The 17,419-nt window shown below is 62.4% G+C and carries 21 protein-coding genes; 13 read left to right on the top strand and 8 right to left on the bottom strand.

Translation table 11 applies throughout. The features are described from left to right. Positions 1-192 precede the first annotated feature (192 nt). From ACMCNM_RS07645 to ACMCNM_RS07660, 4 genes are all read right to left on the bottom strand, one after another. Complete coding sequence (locus ACMCNM_RS07645; RefSeq protein WP_186675824.1) at positions 193-711, bottom strand: GNAT family N-acetyltransferase; 519 nt, start codon at positions 709-711, stop codon at positions 193-195. Positions 712-720: 9 nt separating this feature from the next. After that, entirely contained in the window at positions 721-1,116 is a 396-nt protein-coding gene (locus ACMCNM_RS07650; RefSeq protein WP_186675827.1) for a hypothetical protein, read from the bottom strand. Between the two features lie 88 nt (positions 1,117-1,204). Beyond that, positions 1,205-1,759 carry a L,D-transpeptidase family protein gene (locus ACMCNM_RS07655; RefSeq protein ID WP_027595710.1) on the bottom strand — a complete coding sequence of 185 codons (555 nt, stop codon included), beginning with the start codon at positions 1,757-1,759 and terminating at the stop codon, positions 1,205-1,207. 18 nt (positions 1,760-1,777) lie between these two features. Then, positions 1,778-2,329: an NUDIX hydrolase gene (locus ACMCNM_RS07660; protein ID WP_027595711.1), complete on the bottom strand. Its 552-nt coding sequence runs from the start codon at positions 2,327-2,329 to the stop codon at positions 1,778-1,780. A 125-nt stretch (positions 2,330-2,454) separates the two neighbouring features. Here ACMCNM_RS07660 and ACMCNM_RS07665 point away from each other — a divergent pair, with 125 nt between their 5' ends. The 5 genes from ACMCNM_RS07665 (at position 2,455) to purT (ending at position 5,617) form a co-directional block, all read left to right on the top strand. After that, the gene (locus ACMCNM_RS07665; RefSeq protein WP_027595712.1) at positions 2,455-3,054 is read left to right on the top strand and encodes a CoA pyrophosphatase; all 600 of its coding nucleotides are present in this window, start codon (positions 2,455-2,457) and stop codon (positions 3,052-3,054) included. A gap of 57 nt (positions 3,055-3,111) precedes the next feature. Continuing rightward, positions 3,112-3,636, top strand: a complete 525-nt coding sequence (locus ACMCNM_RS07670) for a gamma carbonic anhydrase family protein (RefSeq protein ID WP_085272711.1) — start codon at positions 3,112-3,114, stop codon at positions 3,634-3,636. After that, entirely contained in the window at positions 3,626-3,829 is a 204-nt protein-coding gene (locus ACMCNM_RS07675) for a DUF1289 domain-containing protein (RefSeq protein WP_186676208.1), read from the top strand. Before ACMCNM_RS07670 ends, ACMCNM_RS07675 begins: the two co-directional genes overlap by 11 nt. Positions 3,830-3,891: 62 nt before the next feature. Then, the gene (locus ACMCNM_RS07680; protein ID WP_027595715.1) at positions 3,892-4,359 is read left to right on the top strand and encodes a VUT family protein; all 468 of its coding nucleotides are present in this window, start codon (positions 3,892-3,894) and stop codon (positions 4,357-4,359) included. 76 nt (positions 4,360-4,435) lie between these two features. Beyond that, on the top strand, positions 4,436-5,617 hold the full coding sequence (gene purT / locus ACMCNM_RS07685; protein WP_027595716.1) for a formate-dependent phosphoribosylglycinamide formyltransferase: 1,182 nt from the start codon (positions 4,436-4,438) through the stop codon (positions 5,615-5,617). Between the two features lie 136 nt (positions 5,618-5,753). On the opposite strand, the gene ACMCNM_RS07690 is transcribed toward purT, so the two are convergent. The 3 genes from ACMCNM_RS07690 to ACMCNM_RS07700 form a co-directional block, all read right to left on the bottom strand. Then, positions 5,754-7,055, bottom strand: coding sequence for an MFS transporter (locus ACMCNM_RS07690; protein WP_099453088.1), 1,302 nt, complete (start codon positions 7,053-7,055; stop codon positions 5,754-5,756). A 276-nt stretch (positions 7,056-7,331) separates the two neighbouring features. Next, complete coding sequence (locus ACMCNM_RS07695) at positions 7,332-8,537, bottom strand: transporter associated domain-containing protein (protein ID WP_412764167.1); 1,206 nt, start codon at positions 8,535-8,537, stop codon at positions 7,332-7,334. A 9-nt stretch (positions 8,538-8,546) separates the two neighbouring features. Next, a complete protein-coding gene (locus ACMCNM_RS07700) occupies positions 8,547-9,356 on the bottom strand; it encodes an inner membrane protein YpjD (protein WP_027595719.1) in 810 nt (269 codons plus the stop codon). Between the two features lie 263 nt (positions 9,357-9,619). On the opposite strand from ACMCNM_RS07700, the gene ffh reads away from it, so the two are divergent. The 6 genes from ffh (at position 9,620) to ACMCNM_RS07730 (ending at position 13,702) form a co-directional block, all read left to right on the top strand. After that, positions 9,620-10,996: a signal recognition particle protein gene (ffh, locus tag ACMCNM_RS07705; protein ID WP_027595720.1), complete on the top strand. Its 1,377-nt coding sequence runs from the start codon at positions 9,620-9,622 to the stop codon at positions 10,994-10,996. A gap of 259 nt (positions 10,997-11,255) precedes the next feature. Next, a complete protein-coding gene (gene rpsP / locus ACMCNM_RS07710) occupies positions 11,256-11,507 on the top strand; it encodes a 30S ribosomal protein S16 (protein ID WP_011535318.1) in 252 nt (83 codons plus the stop codon). A 5-nt stretch (positions 11,508-11,512) separates the two neighbouring features. Further along, entirely contained in the window at positions 11,513-12,049 is a 537-nt protein-coding gene (gene rimM / locus ACMCNM_RS07715; protein WP_027595721.1) for a ribosome maturation factor RimM, read from the top strand. A gap of 3 nt (positions 12,050-12,052) precedes the next feature. Then, positions 12,053-12,805 (top strand): tRNA (guanosine(37)-N1)-methyltransferase TrmD, encoded by a 753-nt coding sequence (trmD, locus tag ACMCNM_RS07720; protein ID WP_008094486.1) that lies wholly within the window; start codon positions 12,053-12,055, stop codon positions 12,803-12,805. A gap of 42 nt (positions 12,806-12,847) precedes the next feature. Further along, the gene (gene rplS, locus ACMCNM_RS07725) at positions 12,848-13,198 is read left to right on the top strand and encodes a 50S ribosomal protein L19 (protein ID WP_027595722.1); all 351 of its coding nucleotides are present in this window, start codon (positions 12,848-12,850) and stop codon (positions 13,196-13,198) included. A gap of 96 nt (positions 13,199-13,294) precedes the next feature. After that, on the top strand, positions 13,295-13,702 hold the full coding sequence (locus ACMCNM_RS07730; protein WP_027595723.1) for an acyl-CoA thioesterase: 408 nt from the start codon (positions 13,295-13,297) through the stop codon (positions 13,700-13,702). A 3-nt stretch (positions 13,703-13,705) separates the two neighbouring features. Here the strand turns inward: ACMCNM_RS07730 and ACMCNM_RS07735 are convergent, their stop codons facing one another. After that, on the bottom strand, positions 13,706-15,532 hold the full coding sequence (locus ACMCNM_RS07735; RefSeq protein WP_412764168.1) for a cation:proton antiporter: 1,827 nt from the start codon (positions 15,530-15,532) through the stop codon (positions 13,706-13,708). 68 nt (positions 15,533-15,600) lie between these two features. On the opposite strand from ACMCNM_RS07735, the gene xerD reads away from it, so the two are divergent. Further along, positions 15,601-16,497 (top strand): site-specific tyrosine recombinase XerD, encoded by an 897-nt coding sequence (gene xerD, locus ACMCNM_RS07740; RefSeq protein WP_085272717.1) that lies wholly within the window; start codon positions 15,601-15,603, stop codon positions 16,495-16,497. Positions 16,498-16,650: 153 nt separating this feature from the next. Then, a complete protein-coding gene (locus tag ACMCNM_RS07745; protein WP_027595726.1) occupies positions 16,651-17,412 on the top strand; it encodes a thioredoxin fold domain-containing protein in 762 nt (253 codons plus the stop codon). Positions 17,413-17,419 lie beyond the last annotated feature (7 nt).

Consider the following 17,419-nt stretch of genomic DNA (forward strand, 5'->3'; position numbering starts at 1 on the left):
CCCGCAGATGACGTACGGATTTCGTATTCGTCTGCGTGGATGCTAAGAATTAAGTGATTCGCTTGGATGCAGTACGCCGCCTAAGCGGATGTCAGGTGGGTTCGCGGTCGAAGGTGCGAAAGCTCCTACACGATGAGGGGTATGTAGGAAGCATGGAAGTGCAGCCATTGAGCCAGTCCCGTGCAGCGAGCGTTAGTTTTTAAGCTGCTCTTGGGGTCGCAGGCCTTGAATGATTGTCGCAGTCGACAGCAGCAGGCGGAGTGGGTTGTGTTTCGAGGGGATGAACATCAGCTCCTGATAGTACTTGGCTGCCTGCTCATCTTTTGCGTCCACAACGATGAAGGCCACCCCCGAGTGCATTGAAACCGTGTAGATACGACGGAAAAAGTCGGCCATCAGCCGCTGTCCAAGCCCCTTTCGCTGCATGCGCTGATCAACAGCCAGGCGACTCAGCATGGCTGCCGGCATGGGGTACCGAGGCATCTTTCTCGCCTGTTCTTCGCTCAGCTCATCGAGCGCTACTGAAGTATTCGCAAGGGTGTAGTAGCCAAGCAGCATTCCGTCCTCCAGGTACATGAAGGTGCGCGAGACATTGCGCTTTTCGTCCTGGCCGGCTTGCTGGGCTATGTAGGTATTCAGAGCGGGGTGGGTAGAGCAGTCGAACGAAGTTCGATCAATCGTCTTATCAAACGCTACGGTGATGAATTCCATCGCAAGGCCTTAGCGCAAGGCAAGTAAGTTGCGAAGCGCTTCATTGGGCTCTGGAGGGTTATCGAGCAACTGATCAGCGATGTCGGCGTCCAGAACAGTCATGCCTTCCTGATCGAAGTTCAAAACCTCATCTTCGATTACAGAGCGAACAGCCAGGGCAGCAACCACCTTTTTGAGTTCGGCCAGTTCTTTTTCCATGTCGGACAAGTGTGGTGCACGGCTGGTACGCCCGCGCGAAGTGCCTGAGCTCAATACGCGGACGCTCAGGCTTTTTGTCGCATGCTCCTCAACTACTGCACCCGCATTGCGATAAGCCGTGACCATGCCACTCTTGCTGTGCAAGGCGATGACGCCTTTCCTGCCGGCAATTGGGAGGCGTGCTTTTGATTGCAATTGCTTGTTCACAGTGAGTCCCTCTGGGTATGCCGATCGTAGCACATACAGCTTGACACCGAGTTCCAAGCATTGATTACAAGTCGCTACAAGCGCCCTGTCAGGGGCGGATCTCGATCAATGTCCCGTCCTTGACCAGTTCCCAGACTTCCTGCATGTCGCGGTTACGCATGGCAATGCAACCGTCCGTCCAGTCCAGGGTATGGAAGTACCACTCCGGGTATTCGTCGTTGATCGGCGTGCCATGGATCATGATCATGCTGCCGGCGCTTACGCCTTCGCGGGTGGCGCGGGCGGCGTCGCTGATGTTCGGGTAGTTGATATGCATGGCCAGGTTGAAACGGTCGCTCTGTTTGCGCCAGTCCAACCAATAGAGGCCCTCGGGGGTCTTCTTGTCGCCTTCGCGTTCCTTGGCGCCCTTGGGCTGCTTGCCCAGGGAAATGCGGTAGGTCTTCAGCGGCTCACCACGGCTGATCAGTTGCAGGCGGCGCTCGGACTTGATCACCAGCACCTTGTCGATGAGCGGCTGCATGGCGGCCTGCGATTGCGACTGCGCAGGCACCGGTGGCTGCGGCTTGCGAATGATGGTCTCGGTGAAGGCAGCCTGGGACACCGAGGTAACGCAAAGGCAGAAAAGGGCAAACAACCAGCGCATGAAGCAGCACCTGCAGGCTTAAGTAGTGGGCGAGACGTTCATCGGCGGCAGGTACTCATGGCCTATGGGGTAGTGCTGCCCGATGCGGTCGCGATAGTAGCATTCTAGTGTGCGTGTGACGGTGCGGAAAGCCAGCTCGTCCCACGGTATCTCATGTTGTTCGAACAATCGCACCTCCAGGCTCTCGATGCCCACATCAAAGCTTAGGTCGGCCAGTTCCGCGCGGAAGAACACGTGTACCTGGTTGATGTGCGGCAGGTCGAACAACTGGTACAGGGCCATGGGCCCTACCTGGGCGCAGGCCTCCTCGACGGTTTCGCGACGGGCGGCCTGGTCGAGGGTTTCGCCGTTTTCCATGAACCCGGCGGGCAGGGTCCAGTAGCCGCGGCGTGGCTCGATGGCGCGCCGGCACAGCAGCACCTGGCTACCCCAGGTGGGCAGCACACCCGCGACGATGTTGGGGTTCTGGTAGTGAACGGTCTGGCAATACTCGCAGACGTACCGCAGGCGGCTGTCGCCCTCGGGGATCCGCTGAACGACCGGTTGGCCGCATGCGCTGCAGAATTTCATGCTGTTCTTCCCTTTTGACTGGGCTATCTTGGCGCGCCGACGGGGCCGCCGCAAGCGCACGGGGCTTGGGTGCTTCGCGGCTTTGGTGCATCATGCAAGACAGGCCTTGGATACGAGAGTGCGCAATGCTGGACGAGCTTCTTCGCCGAATGAGCAACCATGAACCTGCATCACTGGAAACTGACCGAAGGTTTCCCGAAGCGGCGGTACTCTTGCCCATTACCCGCAGCGAAGCGCCCGAACTGGTTTTGACCCTGCGCGCCAAGGGGCTGTCGACCCATGGTGGCGAAGTCGCCTTCCCCGGTGGCCGCCGCGACCCCGAAGACCCGGACCTGGTGTTTACGGCTCTGCGCGAGGCCGAAGAAGAAATCGGCCTGCCCCCTGGGCTGGTGGAAGTGATCGGTCCGCTGAGCCCGCTGATCTCGCTGCATGGCCTGAAAGTGACGCCATTCGTCGGGCTTATCCCCGATTACGTCGAATACCGCGCCAATGATGCGGAGATCGCGGCAGTATTCACCGTGCCGCTGGAGTTCTTCCGCCAGGACCCGCGGGACCACACCCACCGTATCGATTACCAGGGCCGCAGTTGGTATGTGCCCAGCTACCGTTACGGCGAATACAAGATTTGGGGGTTGTCGGCGATCATGATCGTCGAGCTGGTCAACCTGCTGTATGACGCGGGTATCAGCTTGCATCAACCCCCGGAACGTTACATCGAGATCTGAGCGGGGCTCACCCTGCCGTTTGCCGCAAACCGCCGCCGTTTATCCTGAGGAGCGAGCATGAAATATCGCCTGGGCGACCTGCGGGTCGACAGCCATCCAACCAGTTGGATCGCGCCCAACGCCACCGTGATCGGCAACGTGCGCCTGCAGGCCCGTGCCAGTGTCTGGTTTGGCGCTGTATTGCGGGGTGACAATGAGCTGATCGACATCGGCGAAGACAGCAATGTCCAAGACGGCACGGTGATGCACACCGACATGGGTTCGCCCCTGACCCTGGGCAAGGGGGTGACGGTCGGCCATAACGCCATGCTGCATGGGTGCACGGTTGGCGATTACAGCCTGATCGGCATCAACGCGGTGATCCTCAATGGGGCGCGGATTGGCAAACACTGCATCATCGGCGCCAATGCGCTTATCCCCGAGGGCAAGGAAATCCCCGACGGGTCGCTGGTGATGGGGTCGCCGGGCAAGGTGGTGCGCGAGCTCAGCGAGCAGCAGATGCGCTTGATCGAGGCCGGCGCCGCGCACTATGTGCACAACGCCCAGCGCTATGCCCGTGACTTGGTGGTGGATGATGAGTGAAGCGGTCAAGGCAGAGCGCCCGGTGGCGTCGCCGTGTGTGAGCATCTGCGCGCTGGACGAGCAGGACATCTGCACGGGGTGCCAACGTACGGTGGCCGAGATCGGGCGCTGGGGGCGCATGGATAACACTGAGCGCCGCGCCGTGCTGAAGCTTTGCCATGAGCGGGCAGTGGCTGCCGGGATGATTTTGTAGGCGCGGCTGCCGCTGACCCCAAAATCAAGTAACCTGTGCGGCTTGTCTGACGGTTACTGCTCATGTTCTATCTCATCGCCTATATCAGCAGCGTAGTGCTGATCAACTACGCCTTTTCCAGTGCCCCGCACCTGGACATCATCTGGTCTGCCTGGGGCGGCCTGGTGTTCATCCTGCGCGACATGGTCCAGACCCGTTTCGGGCATGGTGCCTTGGTCGCCATGCTGGTGGCCCTTGTTCTGTCGTATGTCACCTCGGAACCGGCCATCGCGCTGGCCAGCGCCACCGCCTTCTTCATCTCAGAGCTGATCGACTGGCTGGTGTTCAGCATCACCCGTCGGCCGCTGCGCGACCGCCTGTGGCTGAGCTCGGCGCTGAGCATCCCGGTCGATACCTTCATTTTCTTCGGCATGATCGGCGCCCTGACGCCGGCCGTGATCGGCACGGCAATGGCCTCGAAGTTCGCCGGTGTCACTGCCGTGTGGCTGGCCATGGCATTTCGCGCCCGGCGGGCTGCCGCGGTCGGTTGATGGTGTAGAATACGGGTCCTTTTTCAGCGGGCGGCGCTCAGCCTGGCGCAGCCCCGGACGCCTTCGAGGACCTGAAATGACCCGTATCGGAACCCCATTGTCGCCCACCGCGACCCGAGTACTGCTCTGCGGCTGCGGTGAGCTGGGCAAGGAAGTGGTGATCGAGCTGCAGCGCCTGGGCGTCGAAGTGATTGCCGTAGACCGCTACGCCAATGCACCGGCCATGCAGGTGGCGCACCGCAGCCATGTGGTCAACATGCTCGATGGCGTCGCCCTGCGCGCAGTGATCGAAGCCGAGAAGCCGCATTACATCGTCCCCGAAATCGAAGCCATTGCCACCGCGACCCTGGTCGAGCTGGAAAACGAAGGCTTCACCGTGGTGCCCACCGCCCGCGCCACCCAGCTGACCATGAACCGCGAAGGCATCCGTCGCCTGGCCGCCGAAGAGCTGGACCTGCCGACCTCGCCGTACCACTTCGCCGACACCTACGAAGACTATGCCAAGGCCGTGGCCGATGTCGGCTACCCGTGCGTGGTCAAGCCAGTGATGAGCTCGTCGGGCAAAGGCCAGAGCCTGCTGCGCAGCGATGCCGACCTGCAGAAGTCCTGGGACTACGCCCAGGAAGGCGGCCGCGCCGGCAAGGGCCGGGTGATCATCGAAGGCTTCATCGATTTCGATTACGAAATCACCCTGCTGACCGTGCGTCACGTCGGCGGCACCACCTTCCTGGAGCCTGTCGGCCATCGCCAGGAGAAAGGCGATTATCAAGAATCGTGGCAGCCCCAGGCCATGAGCCCGAAAGCCCTGGCAGAATCGCAACGCGTGGCTCAGGCAGTCACCGATGCCTTGGGCGGCCGTGGCCTGTTCGGCGTGGAGCTGTTCGTCAAAGGCGACCAGGTGTGGTTCAGCGAAGTGTCGCCGCGCCCGCACGACACGGGCTTGGTGACGTTGATCTCCCAGGACCTGTCGCAGTTCGCCCTGCATGCACGCGCCATTCTGGGCCTGCCGATTCCGGTGGTGCGTCAGTTTGGGCCATCGGCGTCGGCGGTGATCTTGCCAGAAGGCCAATCGCAACAGACCAGCTTCGCCAACCTTGGCGCTGCGCTGAGCGAGCCGGACACGGCCATTCGCCTGTTCGGCAAGCCGGAAATCAACGGTACCCGTCGCATGGGCGTATGCCTGGCACGTGATGAGTCGATCGAAGCGGCGCGAGCCAAGGCGACTCGCGCTTCGCAGGCTGTCAAGGTCGAGTTCTGATTCAGGACCGTTAGGGCCGCTTTGCGGCCCATCGCCGGCAAGCCAGCTCCCACAGGTTCTGCTCAAAGCTCAAGGGCTGTGTGGGCCTTGTAGGAGCTGGCTTGCCTGCGATGGGCTGCAAAGCAGCCCCCATTAGTTAGAGCTCCGTGTTACGGGTCTCTTTCAGGCACAGCACTGCAATCAAGCTGATCACCGCCGCCACCGACACATACCCGCCCACCCAGCTCAACCCGCCCATGCTCACCAGTTTCTGAGCAAAGAACGGCGCCGCCGAAGCCCCCACGATGCCACCCAGGTTGTACGCGGCCGACGCGCCGGTGTAGCGCACATGGGTAGGGAACAGCTCGGGCAGCAACGCCCCCATCGGCGCAAAGGTCACGCCCATCAGGAACAGCTCGATGGCCAGGAACAGCGCCACGCCCGTGGTCGACCCCGAGGTCAGCAGCGGCTCCATGGTAAAGCCCGATGCCACGGCCAGCAGGCCGCCGACGATCAGCACCGGTTTGCGCCCGTAGCGGTCGCTGAGCCAAGCCGACAGGGGCGTGGCCAGCGCCATGAACACCACCGCGAAGCACAGCAGGCCGAGGAACGTCTCACGGCTGTAGCCCAGGGTACTCACGCCGTAGCTGAGCGAGAACACGGTCGAGATATAGAACAGCGCATAGCACACCACCATCGCCGCAGCGCCCAGTAGGGTCGGTACCCAGTATTTGGAGAACAGGTCGACCACCGGCATCTTCACGCGCTCATGGCGGGCAATGGCCTTGGCAAACACCGGGCTCTCTTCGAGCTTGAGGCGCACATAAAGGCCCACCAGTACCAGTGCGGCGCTGAGCAGGAACGGAATGCGCCAGCCCCATTCACGGAACTGCTCGTCACTGAGCACCAGGGCCAGGGTCAGGAACAGGCCGTTGGCAGCCAGGAAGCCGATCGAAGGCCCCAATTGCGGGAACATACCGAACCAGGCGCGCTTGCCCGGTGGCGCGTTTTCGGTGGCCAGCAGCGCCGCGCCGCCCCATTCGCCACCCAGGCCCAGGCCTTGGCCGAAGCGCAGCAGGCAAAGAATGATCGGCGCCCAGACGCCAATGCTGTCGTAGCCTGGCAGCACGCCGATGGCGGTGGTGGAAACACCCATCAGCAGCAGCGACGCCACCAGGGTCGATTTTCGGCCGATACGGTCGCCAAAATGCCCGAACAGCGCCGAGCCCAGCGGGCGAGCGAGGAAGGCGATGCCGAAGGTGAGGAAGGCCGCGAGCATCTGCGCGGTGCCCGACCCGGACGGGAAGAACACCGGGCCGATCACTAGCGCGGCGGCCGTGGCGTAAACATAGAAGTCGTAGAACTCGATGGCCGTGCCGATGAAGCTGGCAGTGGCCACCCGTGCGGGGGAGTTGACCGGCGCGGCAGGCGCTTCGGCATAGGTGCTGCTCGTGGTCATTAAGTAGGTCCCTAACAGTCTGGTCGTGCTCCAAGGGCTTGATCCGCCAGGGCGCGTACCTTCGAAGGGCAGGCACGCCTATACGGACGCCGGAGCGTATTGTTCTTTTGCTCGCCCGACTGACGATAGCCCAAGGGGGATAGGGGCGGGAGCGGGCACTGTTCGGGGTGTTGAAGCAGGACCGCGGGGCGTGTCAGTGGAGCGGACTGGCCGTGTGGCGCCGGGTGCGGGTAGCAGGCGGGACGGCGGGGCTGGGTAAGCGTGACCCGAGTATAGCTATCGGGTCACGGTCCACACCAGTACCTTGCTGGCGCAATTGTCCTCTGTTTCGAGGATTTCCAGGCGATATCGGCCGATCTTCAGGCAAACGGCGCTTTCCGGGATGCTTTCCAGTGCTTCGGTGACCAGGCCGTTGAGGGTCTTTGGCCCGCCATCGCAGGGCAGGTGCCAGCCCAAGGTGCGGTTGATCTCGCGCAGCGAGGCGGTGCCTTCGATGACGAAGGTGCCATCGGGCTGGGGGTGTACGTGCGGGTTGTCCAGCCCCTGTTCGTCTTCGAACTCGCCGACGATCTCTTCGAGGATGTCTTCCAAGGTGACGATGCCCAGCACCTCGCCGTATTCGTCCACCACCACACCCAGGCGGCGTTGCTGTTTATGGAAGTTCAGCAACTGCAGCTGCAGGGGCGTGCTTTCGGGTACGAAATAGGGCTCGTAACAGGCGCCGTGGAGCTTCTCCAGGGTCAGCTCCGCCTTGGGCAGCAGGTGGCTGATCAGCTTGGTGTTGAGGATCGCCTCAACCTGGTTGATGTCGTTGTGATAGACCGGCAAGCGGGTGTGACGGCTGACGATCAGCTGCTCGATGATGCGTTCGATCGGGTCGTCCAGGTTGATGCCATCGACTTCGTTGCGCGGCACCAGGATGTCGTTGACGGTGACTTTGTCCAGCGATTGCAAACCGTCGAGCAGGCCATGGCGTGCAGGCTCGTGCTCCTCGTCTTCGTCGAAGTCGTCGTCTTGCTCCGGGTGCAAGGCGACCGCCGTAGGCTGCACACGGAATGGGCGCAGCAGCAGCTTGGCGCAGCCATCGAGCAGGCAGGCCAAGGGTTGCAGAAGCGCCAGGGGTACTTTCAGCAGGCTTGCACCCAGGCTTGCAAACGCCTGCGGGTTACGCCGCGCCAGGCGCCGGGGCAGGAATTCGGCAAACACCAGCAAGGCCAGCGTCGCGCCCAGGCCGGCCAGCCAGAAGCCGTGTTCGCCGCTGTAGCGCTGGCCAATCAGGCACGCCAGCACCAGCACCAGCAACTTGCCGAGGCTGGCGCACAGCACCAGCGCCTGGGCGGGCAGGGGGGCTTGACCGTCGTCGCCATTGCGCAGCGAACCATTGAGCTGCAGGCGGGCGGCATCCACGGCGCTGAAAAGCGCCGACCAGAGCAGCGCCAGTGCCAGAGTGCCGAGGAGCGGTGCGTACGGCAGGGTGTCCATGGGCGGCCGTCAGATATGCAGGATGAATTCGCGAACCAGCTTGCTGCCGAAATAGGCCAGCATCAGCAGGCAGAAACCGGCCAGCGTCCAGCGGATCGCTTTGTGGCCACGCCAGCCCAGGCGGGTGCGGCCCCACAGCAGCACGCTGAACACCACCCAGGCGACGCAGGCCAGCAAGGTCTTGTGCACCAGGTGCTGGGCGAACAGGTTGTCGAGGAACAGCCAGCCAGAAATCAGCGACAGCGACAGCAGGCACCAGCCGGCCCAGAGAAAGCCGAACAGCAGGCTTTCCATGGTTTGCAGCGGCGGGAAGTTGCGGATCAGGCCTGACGGGTGCTTGTTTTTCAGCTGGTGGTCCTGCAGCAACAGCAGCAACGACTGGAACACCGCGATGGTGAACAGGCCGTAGGCGAGGATCGACAGCAGGATGTGTGCGAGGATGCCGGGCTCTTCGTTGATCAGCGGCACGGTACCGGGGGGCGCGAACTGGGCCAGCAGCGCAGTGACCGCGCCCAGCGGGAACAGCAGCACCAGCAGGTTTTCTACCGGGATGCGCAGGCACGCCAGCAAGGTCAGGGTAATGACCGCAACGGCGATCAGGCTGGCGGCGCTGAAAAAATCCAGGCTCAGGCCCAGCGGGGTGATCAGCTGGAAGAACAGGGCGCCGCCCTGGGCGATGACAGCCAGGGCGCCGAGCAGGCCCAGCAGCCGTTTGTCAGCTTTGCGGCCCTGGGCCAGGTGCGTGCCCTGGTAGAGGGTCGCAGCTATATAAAGGCCGGCGGCGATCAGGTTGGGGATGAGGCTGGGTGAGGAGAACATAAGTCCTGGTTGGCGAGCCTTAAAGAGACGGAGTTTGGCATAGAGAGCTGCAAGCTGGAAGCCGCAAGGTACAAGCAAAGGCGGATCCGCGAGGTGGCTGCATTTTCTTGCCGCCTGGCGCCCGTAGCTTGCCGCTGGGAAGGCAAGGTGTGCGCCGCCGCCGCACTTCGCTATAATCGCCGCCTTGCTGTGCCCCGGGTGTGTGCATTTCCCCCCTGGGCGCCTGACAAACCTCGGCTTTTACTGGGCCTGAAAGGATCACCATGTTCGAAAACCTGACCGACCGCCTGTCACAGACGCTGCGCCATGTCACCGGCAAGGCCAAGCTGACTGAAGACAATATCAAGGACACGCTGCGCGAAGTGCGCATGGCGTTGCTCGAGGCCGACGTTGCCTTGCCGGTGGTCAAGGATTTCGTCAACAGCGTCAAGGAACGTGCGGTCGGTACCGAGGTGTCGCGCAGCCTGACCCCAGGCCAGGCCTTCGTGAAGATCGTCCAGGCCGAGCTCGAAAGCCTGATGGGCGCGGCCAACGAAGACCTCGCGCTGAACGCCGCGCCACCTGCCGTGGTGCTGATGGCCGGCTTGCAGGGTGCAGGTAAGACCACCACCGCCGGCAAGCTCGCGCGCTTCCTCAAGGAGCGCAAGAAGAAGAGCGTGATGGTGGTCTCGGCCGACGTCTACCGCCCGGCCGCGATCAAGCAGCTGGAAACCCTGGCCAACGACATCGGCGTAACCTTCTTCCCGTCCGACATCAGCCAGAAGCCGGTCGCCATCGCTGAAGCGGCGATTCGCGAAGCCAAGCTCAAATTCATCGACGTGGTCATCGTCGACACCGCCGGCCGTCTGCACATCGACGCCGACATGATGGACGAGATCAAGGCGCTGCATGCTGCGGTCAAGCCGGTCGAGACCCTGTTCGTGGTCGACGCCATGACCGGCCAGGACGCCGCCAACACCGCCAAGGCCTTTGGTGAAGCCCTGCCGCTGACCGGCGTGGTGCTGACCAAGGTCGACGGTGATGCCCGTGGCGGTGCCGCGTTGTCGGTACGTGCCATCACCGGCAAGCCGATCAAGTTCATCGGTATGGGTGAGAAGACCGAGGCCCTCGAGCCGTTCCACCCGGACCGCGTCGCCTCGCGCATCCTCGGCATGGGCGACGTGCTCAGCCTGATCGAGCAGGCCGAGCAGACCATCGACAAGGCCAAGGCTGACAAGCTGGCCAAGAAGCTGAAGAAGGGCAAGGGCTTCGACCTCGAAGACTTCCGCGACCAGCTGCAGCAAATGAAGAACATGGGCGGCCTGGGCGGCTTGATGGACAAGCTGCCGAGCATCGGCGGGGTCAACCTGTCGCAGATGGGCAATGCCCAGGGCGCGGCCGAGAAGCAGTTCAAGCAGATGGAGGCGATCATCAACTCCATGACCCCGGCCGAGCGCCGGGATCCTGACCTGCTCAGCGGCTCGCGCAAGCGCCGCATCGCCATTGGCTCCGGCACCCAGGTGCAGGACGTCGGCCGGCTGATCAAGCAGCACAAGCAGATGCAGAAGATGATGAAAAAATTCTCTGCCAAGGGCGGCATGGCCAAGATGATGCGCGGCCTTGGCGGCATGATGCCAGGCGGCGGCATGCCGAAGCTGTAACCCCTATTCCGGGCGCTTGTCTTTTACCGGACGAGCGCTCAGAACCCCCGCCGTGGCGGGGCAATGGCCGCGATAAGCGTGGCTTAACCGGCGAATCTGGACGGCATGGCGAGGCCTTGCCGAAAAAGTCATTTGCAAATGTCCGTGTATTCCCCGAGAATATGCGGCCTTTTGGGCACGCATGTGCCTATTTGGCTTTCAGATTTGCAGCACCGACTGCAGTACCAACTGCAGCACCGACTATAGGAACGATGTTCACATGGTAACCATTCGTCTGGCCCGTGGCGGCTCGAAAAAGCGCCCTTTCTACCACCTGACCGTGACCAACTCGCGTAACGCCCGTGACGGCCGTTTCGTTGAGCGCGTTGGCTTCTTCAACCCGATCGCATCGGGCGCCGAAGTCAAGCTGTCGGTCAACCAGGAACGCGTCACCTACTGGCTGAGCCAGGGCGCGCAGCCGTCTGAGCGTGTTGCTCAGCTGCTGAAGGAAGCTGCCAAGGCCGCTGCCTAAGATATATGAACGCGACGCCAGAAAAGGCTGACGACCTCATCGTCGTTGGCAAGATTTTTTCGGTTCACGGCGTTCGCGGCGAGGTGAAGGTGTATTCCTTTACCGATCCGATTGAAAACCTGTTGGATTATCCACGCTGGACGCTCAAGCACGAAGGCAAGGTAAAACAGGTAGAGCTGGTCAGCGGTCGTGGCTCCCAAAAGGGCCTGGTCGTGAAACTGAAAGGCCTCGATGATCGCGATGAAGCCCGTCTTCTGAGTGGTTACGAGATCTGCATACCGCGGAGCCTTTTGCCCAACCTGCCCGTCGACGAGTACTACTGGTACCAGTTGCAGGGCTTGAAGGTCATCAACCAGGACGAACATCTGTTCGGCAAGGTCGATCACCTGTTGGAGACCGGTGCGAACGATGTAATGGTGGTCAAGCCGTGCGCAGGCAGCCTGGATGATCGCGAGCGTTTGTTGCCCTATACGGAGCAATGCGTGCTGGCAATCGACCTCGAAGCAGGCGTGATGCGGGTTGAATGGGACGCGGACTTCTAAACGATGGGTAACCTTCGCGTAGACGTCATCACGTTGTTCCCCGAGATGTTCTCGGCCATCACGGAGTACGGTATTACCAGCCGCGCGGTAAAACAGGGGTTGCTTCAGGTAACGTGCTGGAACCCGCGGGACTACACCACAGATCGCCACCACACCGTGGATGATCGGCCGTTTGGCGGTGGTCCGGGCATGGTGATGAAAATCAAGCCTCTGGAAGACGCCCTGGTTAGCGCCAGGCAAGCGACCGGAGCATCGGCAAAGGTGATCTACCTTTCGCCGCAAGGCCGCAAGCTGACTCAGCAAGCGGTCAAAGGCCTGGCCGAACAGGAATCGTTGATCCTGATCGCCGGTCGTTATGAAGGCATCGACGAGCGCTTTATTGAGGCTCATGTCGATGAGGAGTGGTCGATTGGCGACTATGTGCTTTCCGGTGGCGAGCTGCCGGCCATGGTACTGATCGATGCGGTTACGCGGCTGCTGCCCGGAGCTTTAGGGCATGTGGACTCGGCGGAGGAAGACTCTTTCACCGACGGTCTGCTCGATTGCCCGCACTACACCCGACCTGAGGTGTATGCGGATCAGCGTGTTCCCGACGTGTTGCTAAGTGGCAACCATGCACATATCCGGCGTTGGAGGATGAAGCAGTCCCTTGGTAGGACCTTCGAACGACGCGCCGATCTTCTGGAAAGTCGCTCGCTTTCTGGAGAAGAGAAGAAGCTGCTCGAGGAATACCTCCGCGAGCGGGACGATAGTTAAACGTATCGATGGTGGATCACGTATCCATCTTAGGAGCACAGCATGACCAACAAGATCATCCAGCAGCTCGAAGCCGAGCAGATGAGCAAGGAAATCCCAACCTTCGCACCGGGCGACACCATTATCGTCCAGGTTAAAGTGAAGGAAGGTGAGCGTTCCCGTCTGCAGGCGTTCGAAGGCGTCGTTATCGCCAAGCGTAACCGCGGTCTGAACAGCGCCTTCACCGTGCGCAAAATCTCCAGCGGCGTTGGCGTAGAGCGTACCTTCCAGACCTACAGCCCGCAGATCGACAGCCTGGCCGTGAAACGTCGTGGTGACGTGCGTAAAGCCAAGCTGTACTACCTGCGCGACCTGTCCGGCAAAGCCGCTCGCATCAAGGAAAAACTGTCCTGAGTGCAGTTTGACCGGTGGCCCAGGCCGCCTTGCGAGAAAAAAAGCAGCCTTCGGGCTGCTTTTTTGCGTTTTGAACCCCAAGCGATGTGACCCGACATGACAACCCGAGACCAGGAAATCCAGCGCCGCACCGAATTGTCGGTGACCCGCGTGACCAAGGCGGTGTTCCCCAATACCACCAACCACCACAACACCCTGTTCGGCGGCACTGCGCTGGCCTGGATGGATGAAGTGTCGTTCATCGCGGCCACGCGCTTTTGCCGTTTGCCGCTGGTAACGGTGTCGACCGACCGTATCGACTTCAAGCACCCGATCCCGGCGGGCTCGATCGTCGAGCTGGTCGGCACGGTGATCAAAGTGGGCAACACCAGCCTGCAGGTGCAGGTGGATGTGTTCGTCGAGAACATGTACCTGGATGGCCGTGAACGGGCAATCCATGGCGTGTTCAGCTTTGTCGCCATCGACGAAGACAAGCGCCCGGTGCCGGTGCTGCCAGCAGCCTGAGGTTCACCCTGGTGTGGTGGCCGTGCCCGCGACTGGCGCCGGTTCTACCAGCGCCACCAGGGTCCAGCCAGGTTGCGGGGTGAGCGGGTTGTCAGGGCTCGACACATGCACCCAGCCGTGGCTGTCACGGGCGAACAACAGGTGCGCACGCTCGCCATGCAGTGCCTGATAGTTGTCCCAGTCGAAACCCTCGGTCAGGGTGGTGCTGTACAGCTCGGCGCCGTGGTGCAAGCGATTGGCCAGTTGTTGGTAGGTCATCGGGCTTGAGCCGAGCAAATGGCCGCGGTGTTCCTCACTGGCGCGGTGCTTGTCGCTGCGCTGTTTTTCCAGGCCGCTGGCCAGCACGAACAGGCGGCCATGGCCGAAATCGTGGCGAAAACGTGCGCAGGCCAAGGCGTTGATCTCACCTGCAGGGGACAGCCCCAGCAGATGGCCGAGGCCGACCAGGTCCAGGTGTGCATCGGCATGCTGCGAGGCCGGGTTGCCAAAGTAGGTTGGCAGCCCGTCCATGCGCGCGGCGCGGATGTTTTCCCAGCTTGAGTCAGTCAGCAATACCCGGCAGCCCAGTTGCTGCAGGGCTTTGCCGAGGGTGCGCGCGGGCCCGTTGGCGCCGACGATGAGGAAGCCGCTGGGGGCAGGCTCGGCCACCTTGAGCAGGCGCGCCAAGGGCCTGGCCGTGGCGCTTTGCAGCACTACGGTGCCGATGATCACGGCAAAGGTCAGCGGCACCAGCAGCAGTGCATCCTCATGGCCGGCTTCGTGCAGGCGGATGGCGAAGATCGCCGAGACTGCCGCGGCCACGATACCGCGCGGTGCGATCCAGGCCAGCAAGGCCCGTTCGCGCCAGTTCAGCCCCGAGCCGAGGGTGGACAAAAAGACGTTCAGCGGCCGCGCCAGCAGCTGGATCACCAGCAACAGCGCCAGCACCGCTGGGCCCAGGCCGAGCAGGGCATGCAGGTCGAGGCGTGCGGCCAGCAGGATGAACAAGCCGGAGATCAGCAGCACGCTGAGGTTCTCCTTGAAGTGCAGGATCTGCCGCACATCCACCCCGCGCATGTTGGCCAGCCACATGCCCATCAACGTCACGGCCAGCAGCCCAGATTCGTGAACGATCTGGTTGGAGGCGATGAAGATGCCCAGCACTGCCGCCAGTGCAGCCAGGTTGTGCAGGTACTCTGGCAGCCACTGCTCACGCATGACCTGCCCCAGTAACCAGCCGCCGGCCGCGCCCAGTGCGCTGCCACAGAAGATCACCCCGGCAAAGGTGGCCAGGCTCTGGCTCAGGCCATTGCCATCGGCACTGGCGATGATGAAGCTGTACACCACCACGGCGAGCAGGGCGCCAATCGGGTCGATGACGATGCCTTCCCAGCGCAGGATGTTGGCGATCGCCGCCTTCGGCCGCACCACGCGCAGCATGGGCACGATCACCGTCGGCCCGGTGACCAGGGTCAAGGTGCCGAACAGGATCGCCAGCGGCCAGTCGAACCCCAGCAGCCAGTGAGTCGCCAGGGCGATCACCAGCCAGGTCGACAGGGCGCCGATTGTGACCAGGCGGTGGACCACGCTGCCGATGTCGCGCCACTGCGACAAGTGCAACGTCAGGCTGCCCTCGAACAGGATCAGTGCCACGGCCAGCGACACCAAGGGCATCAGCAGTGGGCCGAACAGCGCCTGGGGGTCGAGCCAGCCGAGCAGCGGGCCGGCGGTGATGCCGGCCAGCAGCAGGAAGAGGATTGCCGGCAATTTCAGGCGCCACGCCAGCCACTGGCAGGCCAGGGCGGCGGCGCCGATGCCCGCGACGCTGAGCAGGATCTGCTGTTCGTTCATGCGGGCTCCCTATGCCGGCGTTGTTATGAAAGACTAAGCGTCATTTCGTCGTTTGCCACCGAGTTTTCATGCCCGCCCTCGACCATCCCCTGATTGACCAGTTTCTCGATGCCCTGTGGCTGGAAAAGGGCCTGTCCGACAACACCCGGGTTTCGTACCGCAGCGACCTGGCGCTGTTCAATGGCTGGCTGCAGGAGCAGGGCGTGGCCTTGCCTGACGCGGGGCGTGAGCTGATCCTCGATCACCTGGCCTGGCGCCTCGACCAAGCCTACAAGCCACGTTCTACAGCACGCTTTCTGTCTGGCTTGCGTGGCTTCTTTCGTTACTTGCTGCGGGAAAAGCTGATCGCTGTCGACCCCACCTTGCAGGTCGAGATGCCGCAGCTGGGCCGGCCGTTGCCCAAATCCTTGTCAGAAGCCGACGTCGAGGCGTTGCTGCAGGCGCCGGACCTCGGCGAAGCCATCGGCCAGCGCGACCGCGCCATGCTCGAAGTCCTTTATGCCTGTGGCCTGCGCGTGACCGAACTGGTCAGCCTGACGCTCGATCAGGTCAACCTGCGCCAGGGCGTGTTGCGGGTGATGGGCAAGGGCAGCAAGGAGCGCCTGGTGCCGATGGGGGAAGAGGCGGTGGTATGGCTGGAACGCTACCTGCGCAATGGCCGCCCCGAGCTGCTGAACGGGCGCCCGAGCGATGTGCTGTTCCCCAGCCTGCGCGGCGAGCAGATGACCCGACAGACCTTCTGGCACCGTATCAAGCACCAGGCACAGGTCGCCGGGATCGACAAATCACTGTCGCCGCATACCCTGCGCCATGCCTTCGCGACCCACCTGCTCAACCACGGCGCCGACCTGCGCGTGGTACAAATGCTGCTGGGCCACAGCGACCTGTCGACCACGCAGATCTACACCCACGTGGCCAAAGCCCGTCTGCAGCAACTGCACGCCCAGCATCACCCGCGTGGATGAATGATTTTCATGTTCCGCCGACCGGTACTCGCAGACCCCTTCACGGCTAGCGTGTTGTGGTAGGCTTGGGCGGTTTGCACCAAGGGCCGCACGGTCGCCGCGTTTTTTCCGCAGGCGACGCCCTCCGGCCCCTGTCCGCCTTCAGGAGTTCCCATGCGCGTGACCCAGATTTTCGCCGCCGCCGCGTTGGCGCTGGCCAGTACCTTTGCCGTTGCCGCGGCAACCGACAGCAATGCCGGTGCCGAGCAGGCCATTCGCAAGTCGTTGCAGAACCTCGAACTGGAAGTGCCGGTTGAAAGCGTCGCCAGCAGCCCGCTCAATGGCCTGTATGAAGTCAAGCTGCAGGGCGGCCGCGTGCTGTACGCCAGTGCTGACGGCCAGTTCGTCATGCAGGGCTACCTGTACCAGATCCAGGACGGCAAGCCGGTCAACCTGACCGAGAAGACCGAGCGCCAAGGCGTTGCCAAGCTCATCAACGGCATTCCAGCCGCCGAGATGGTGGTTTATCCTGCCAAGGGCGAGACCAAGTCACACATCACCGTGTTCACCGACACCACCTGCCCGTACTGCCACAAGCTGCACGCCGAAGTGCCGGAGCTCAACCGCCGCGGTATCGAAGTGCGCTATGTCGCCTTCCCGCGCCAGGGCCTCGGTTCGCCAGGTGATCAGCAGTTGCAGGCAGTCTGGTGCTCCAGCGACCGCCGTGCGGCGCTGGACAAGATGGTCGAGGGTAAGGAAATCAAGGCCGCCAAGTGCGCCAACCCGGTCAGCAAGCAGTTCCAGCTGGGCCAGTCGATCGGCGTCAACGGCACGCCGGCGATCGTCCTCGAAAGCGGCCAGGTAATCCCGGGCTACCAGCCGGCGCCGCAAGTGGCCAAGTTGGCCCTGGCCGGCCAGCAGCAAGCAGCCAAGTAATCAATAC

The organism is Pseudomonas sp. NGC7, from assembly GCF_047159675.1.
Classification (GTDB): domain Bacteria; phylum Pseudomonadota; class Gammaproteobacteria; order Pseudomonadales; family Pseudomonadaceae; genus Aquipseudomonas; species Aquipseudomonas kermanshahensis.

Coding starts and splice junctions, on each gene's coding strand:
- ACMCNM_RS07645 (WP_186675824.1), bottom strand. CDS start 711: ATGGAATTCATCACCGTAGCGTTTGATAAGACGATTGATCGAACTTCG.
- ACMCNM_RS07655 (WP_027595710.1), bottom strand. CDS start 1,759: ATGCGCTGGTTGTTTGCCCTTTTCTGCCTTTGCGTTACCTCGGTGTCC.
- ACMCNM_RS07660 (WP_027595711.1), bottom strand. CDS start 2,329: ATGAAATTCTGCAGCGCATGCGGCCAACCGGTCGTTCAGCGGATCCCC.
- ACMCNM_RS07665 (WP_027595712.1), top strand. CDS start 2,455: ATGCTGGACGAGCTTCTTCGCCGAATGAGCAACCATGAACCTGCATCA.
- ACMCNM_RS07670 (WP_085272711.1), top strand. CDS start 3,112: ATGAAATATCGCCTGGGCGACCTGCGGGTCGACAGCCATCCAACCAGT.
- ACMCNM_RS07675 (WP_186676208.1), top strand. CDS start 3,626: ATGATGAGTGAAGCGGTCAAGGCAGAGCGCCCGGTGGCGTCGCCGTGT.
- ACMCNM_RS07680 (WP_027595715.1), top strand. CDS start 3,892: ATGTTCTATCTCATCGCCTATATCAGCAGCGTAGTGCTGATCAACTAC.
- purT (WP_027595716.1), top strand. CDS start 4,436: ATGACCCGTATCGGAACCCCATTGTCGCCCACCGCGACCCGAGTACTG.
- ACMCNM_RS07690 (WP_099453088.1), bottom strand. CDS start 7,055: ATGACCACGAGCAGCACCTATGCCGAAGCGCCTGCCGCGCCGGTCAAC.
- ACMCNM_RS07695 (WP_412764167.1), bottom strand. CDS start 8,537: ATGGACACCCTGCCGTACGCACCGCTCCTCGGCACTCTGGCACTGGCG.
- ACMCNM_RS07700 (WP_027595719.1), bottom strand. CDS start 9,356: ATGTTCTCCTCACCCAGCCTCATCCCCAACCTGATCGCCGCCGGCCTT.
- ffh (WP_027595720.1), top strand. CDS start 9,620: ATGTTCGAAAACCTGACCGACCGCCTGTCACAGACGCTGCGCCATGTC.
- rpsP (WP_011535318.1), top strand. CDS start 11,256: ATGGTAACCATTCGTCTGGCCCGTGGCGGCTCGAAAAAGCGCCCTTTC.
- rimM (WP_027595721.1), top strand. CDS start 11,513: ATGAACGCGACGCCAGAAAAGGCTGACGACCTCATCGTCGTTGGCAAG.
- trmD (WP_008094486.1), top strand. CDS start 12,053: ATGGGTAACCTTCGCGTAGACGTCATCACGTTGTTCCCCGAGATGTTC.
- rplS (WP_027595722.1), top strand. CDS start 12,848: ATGACCAACAAGATCATCCAGCAGCTCGAAGCCGAGCAGATGAGCAAG.
- ACMCNM_RS07730 (WP_027595723.1), top strand. CDS start 13,295: ATGACAACCCGAGACCAGGAAATCCAGCGCCGCACCGAATTGTCGGTG.
- ACMCNM_RS07735 (WP_412764168.1), bottom strand. CDS start 15,532: ATGAACGAACAGCAGATCCTGCTCAGCGTCGCGGGCATCGGCGCCGCC.
- xerD (WP_085272717.1), top strand. CDS start 15,601: ATGCCCGCCCTCGACCATCCCCTGATTGACCAGTTTCTCGATGCCCTG.
- ACMCNM_RS07745 (WP_027595726.1), top strand. CDS start 16,651: ATGCGCGTGACCCAGATTTTCGCCGCCGCCGCGTTGGCGCTGGCCAGT.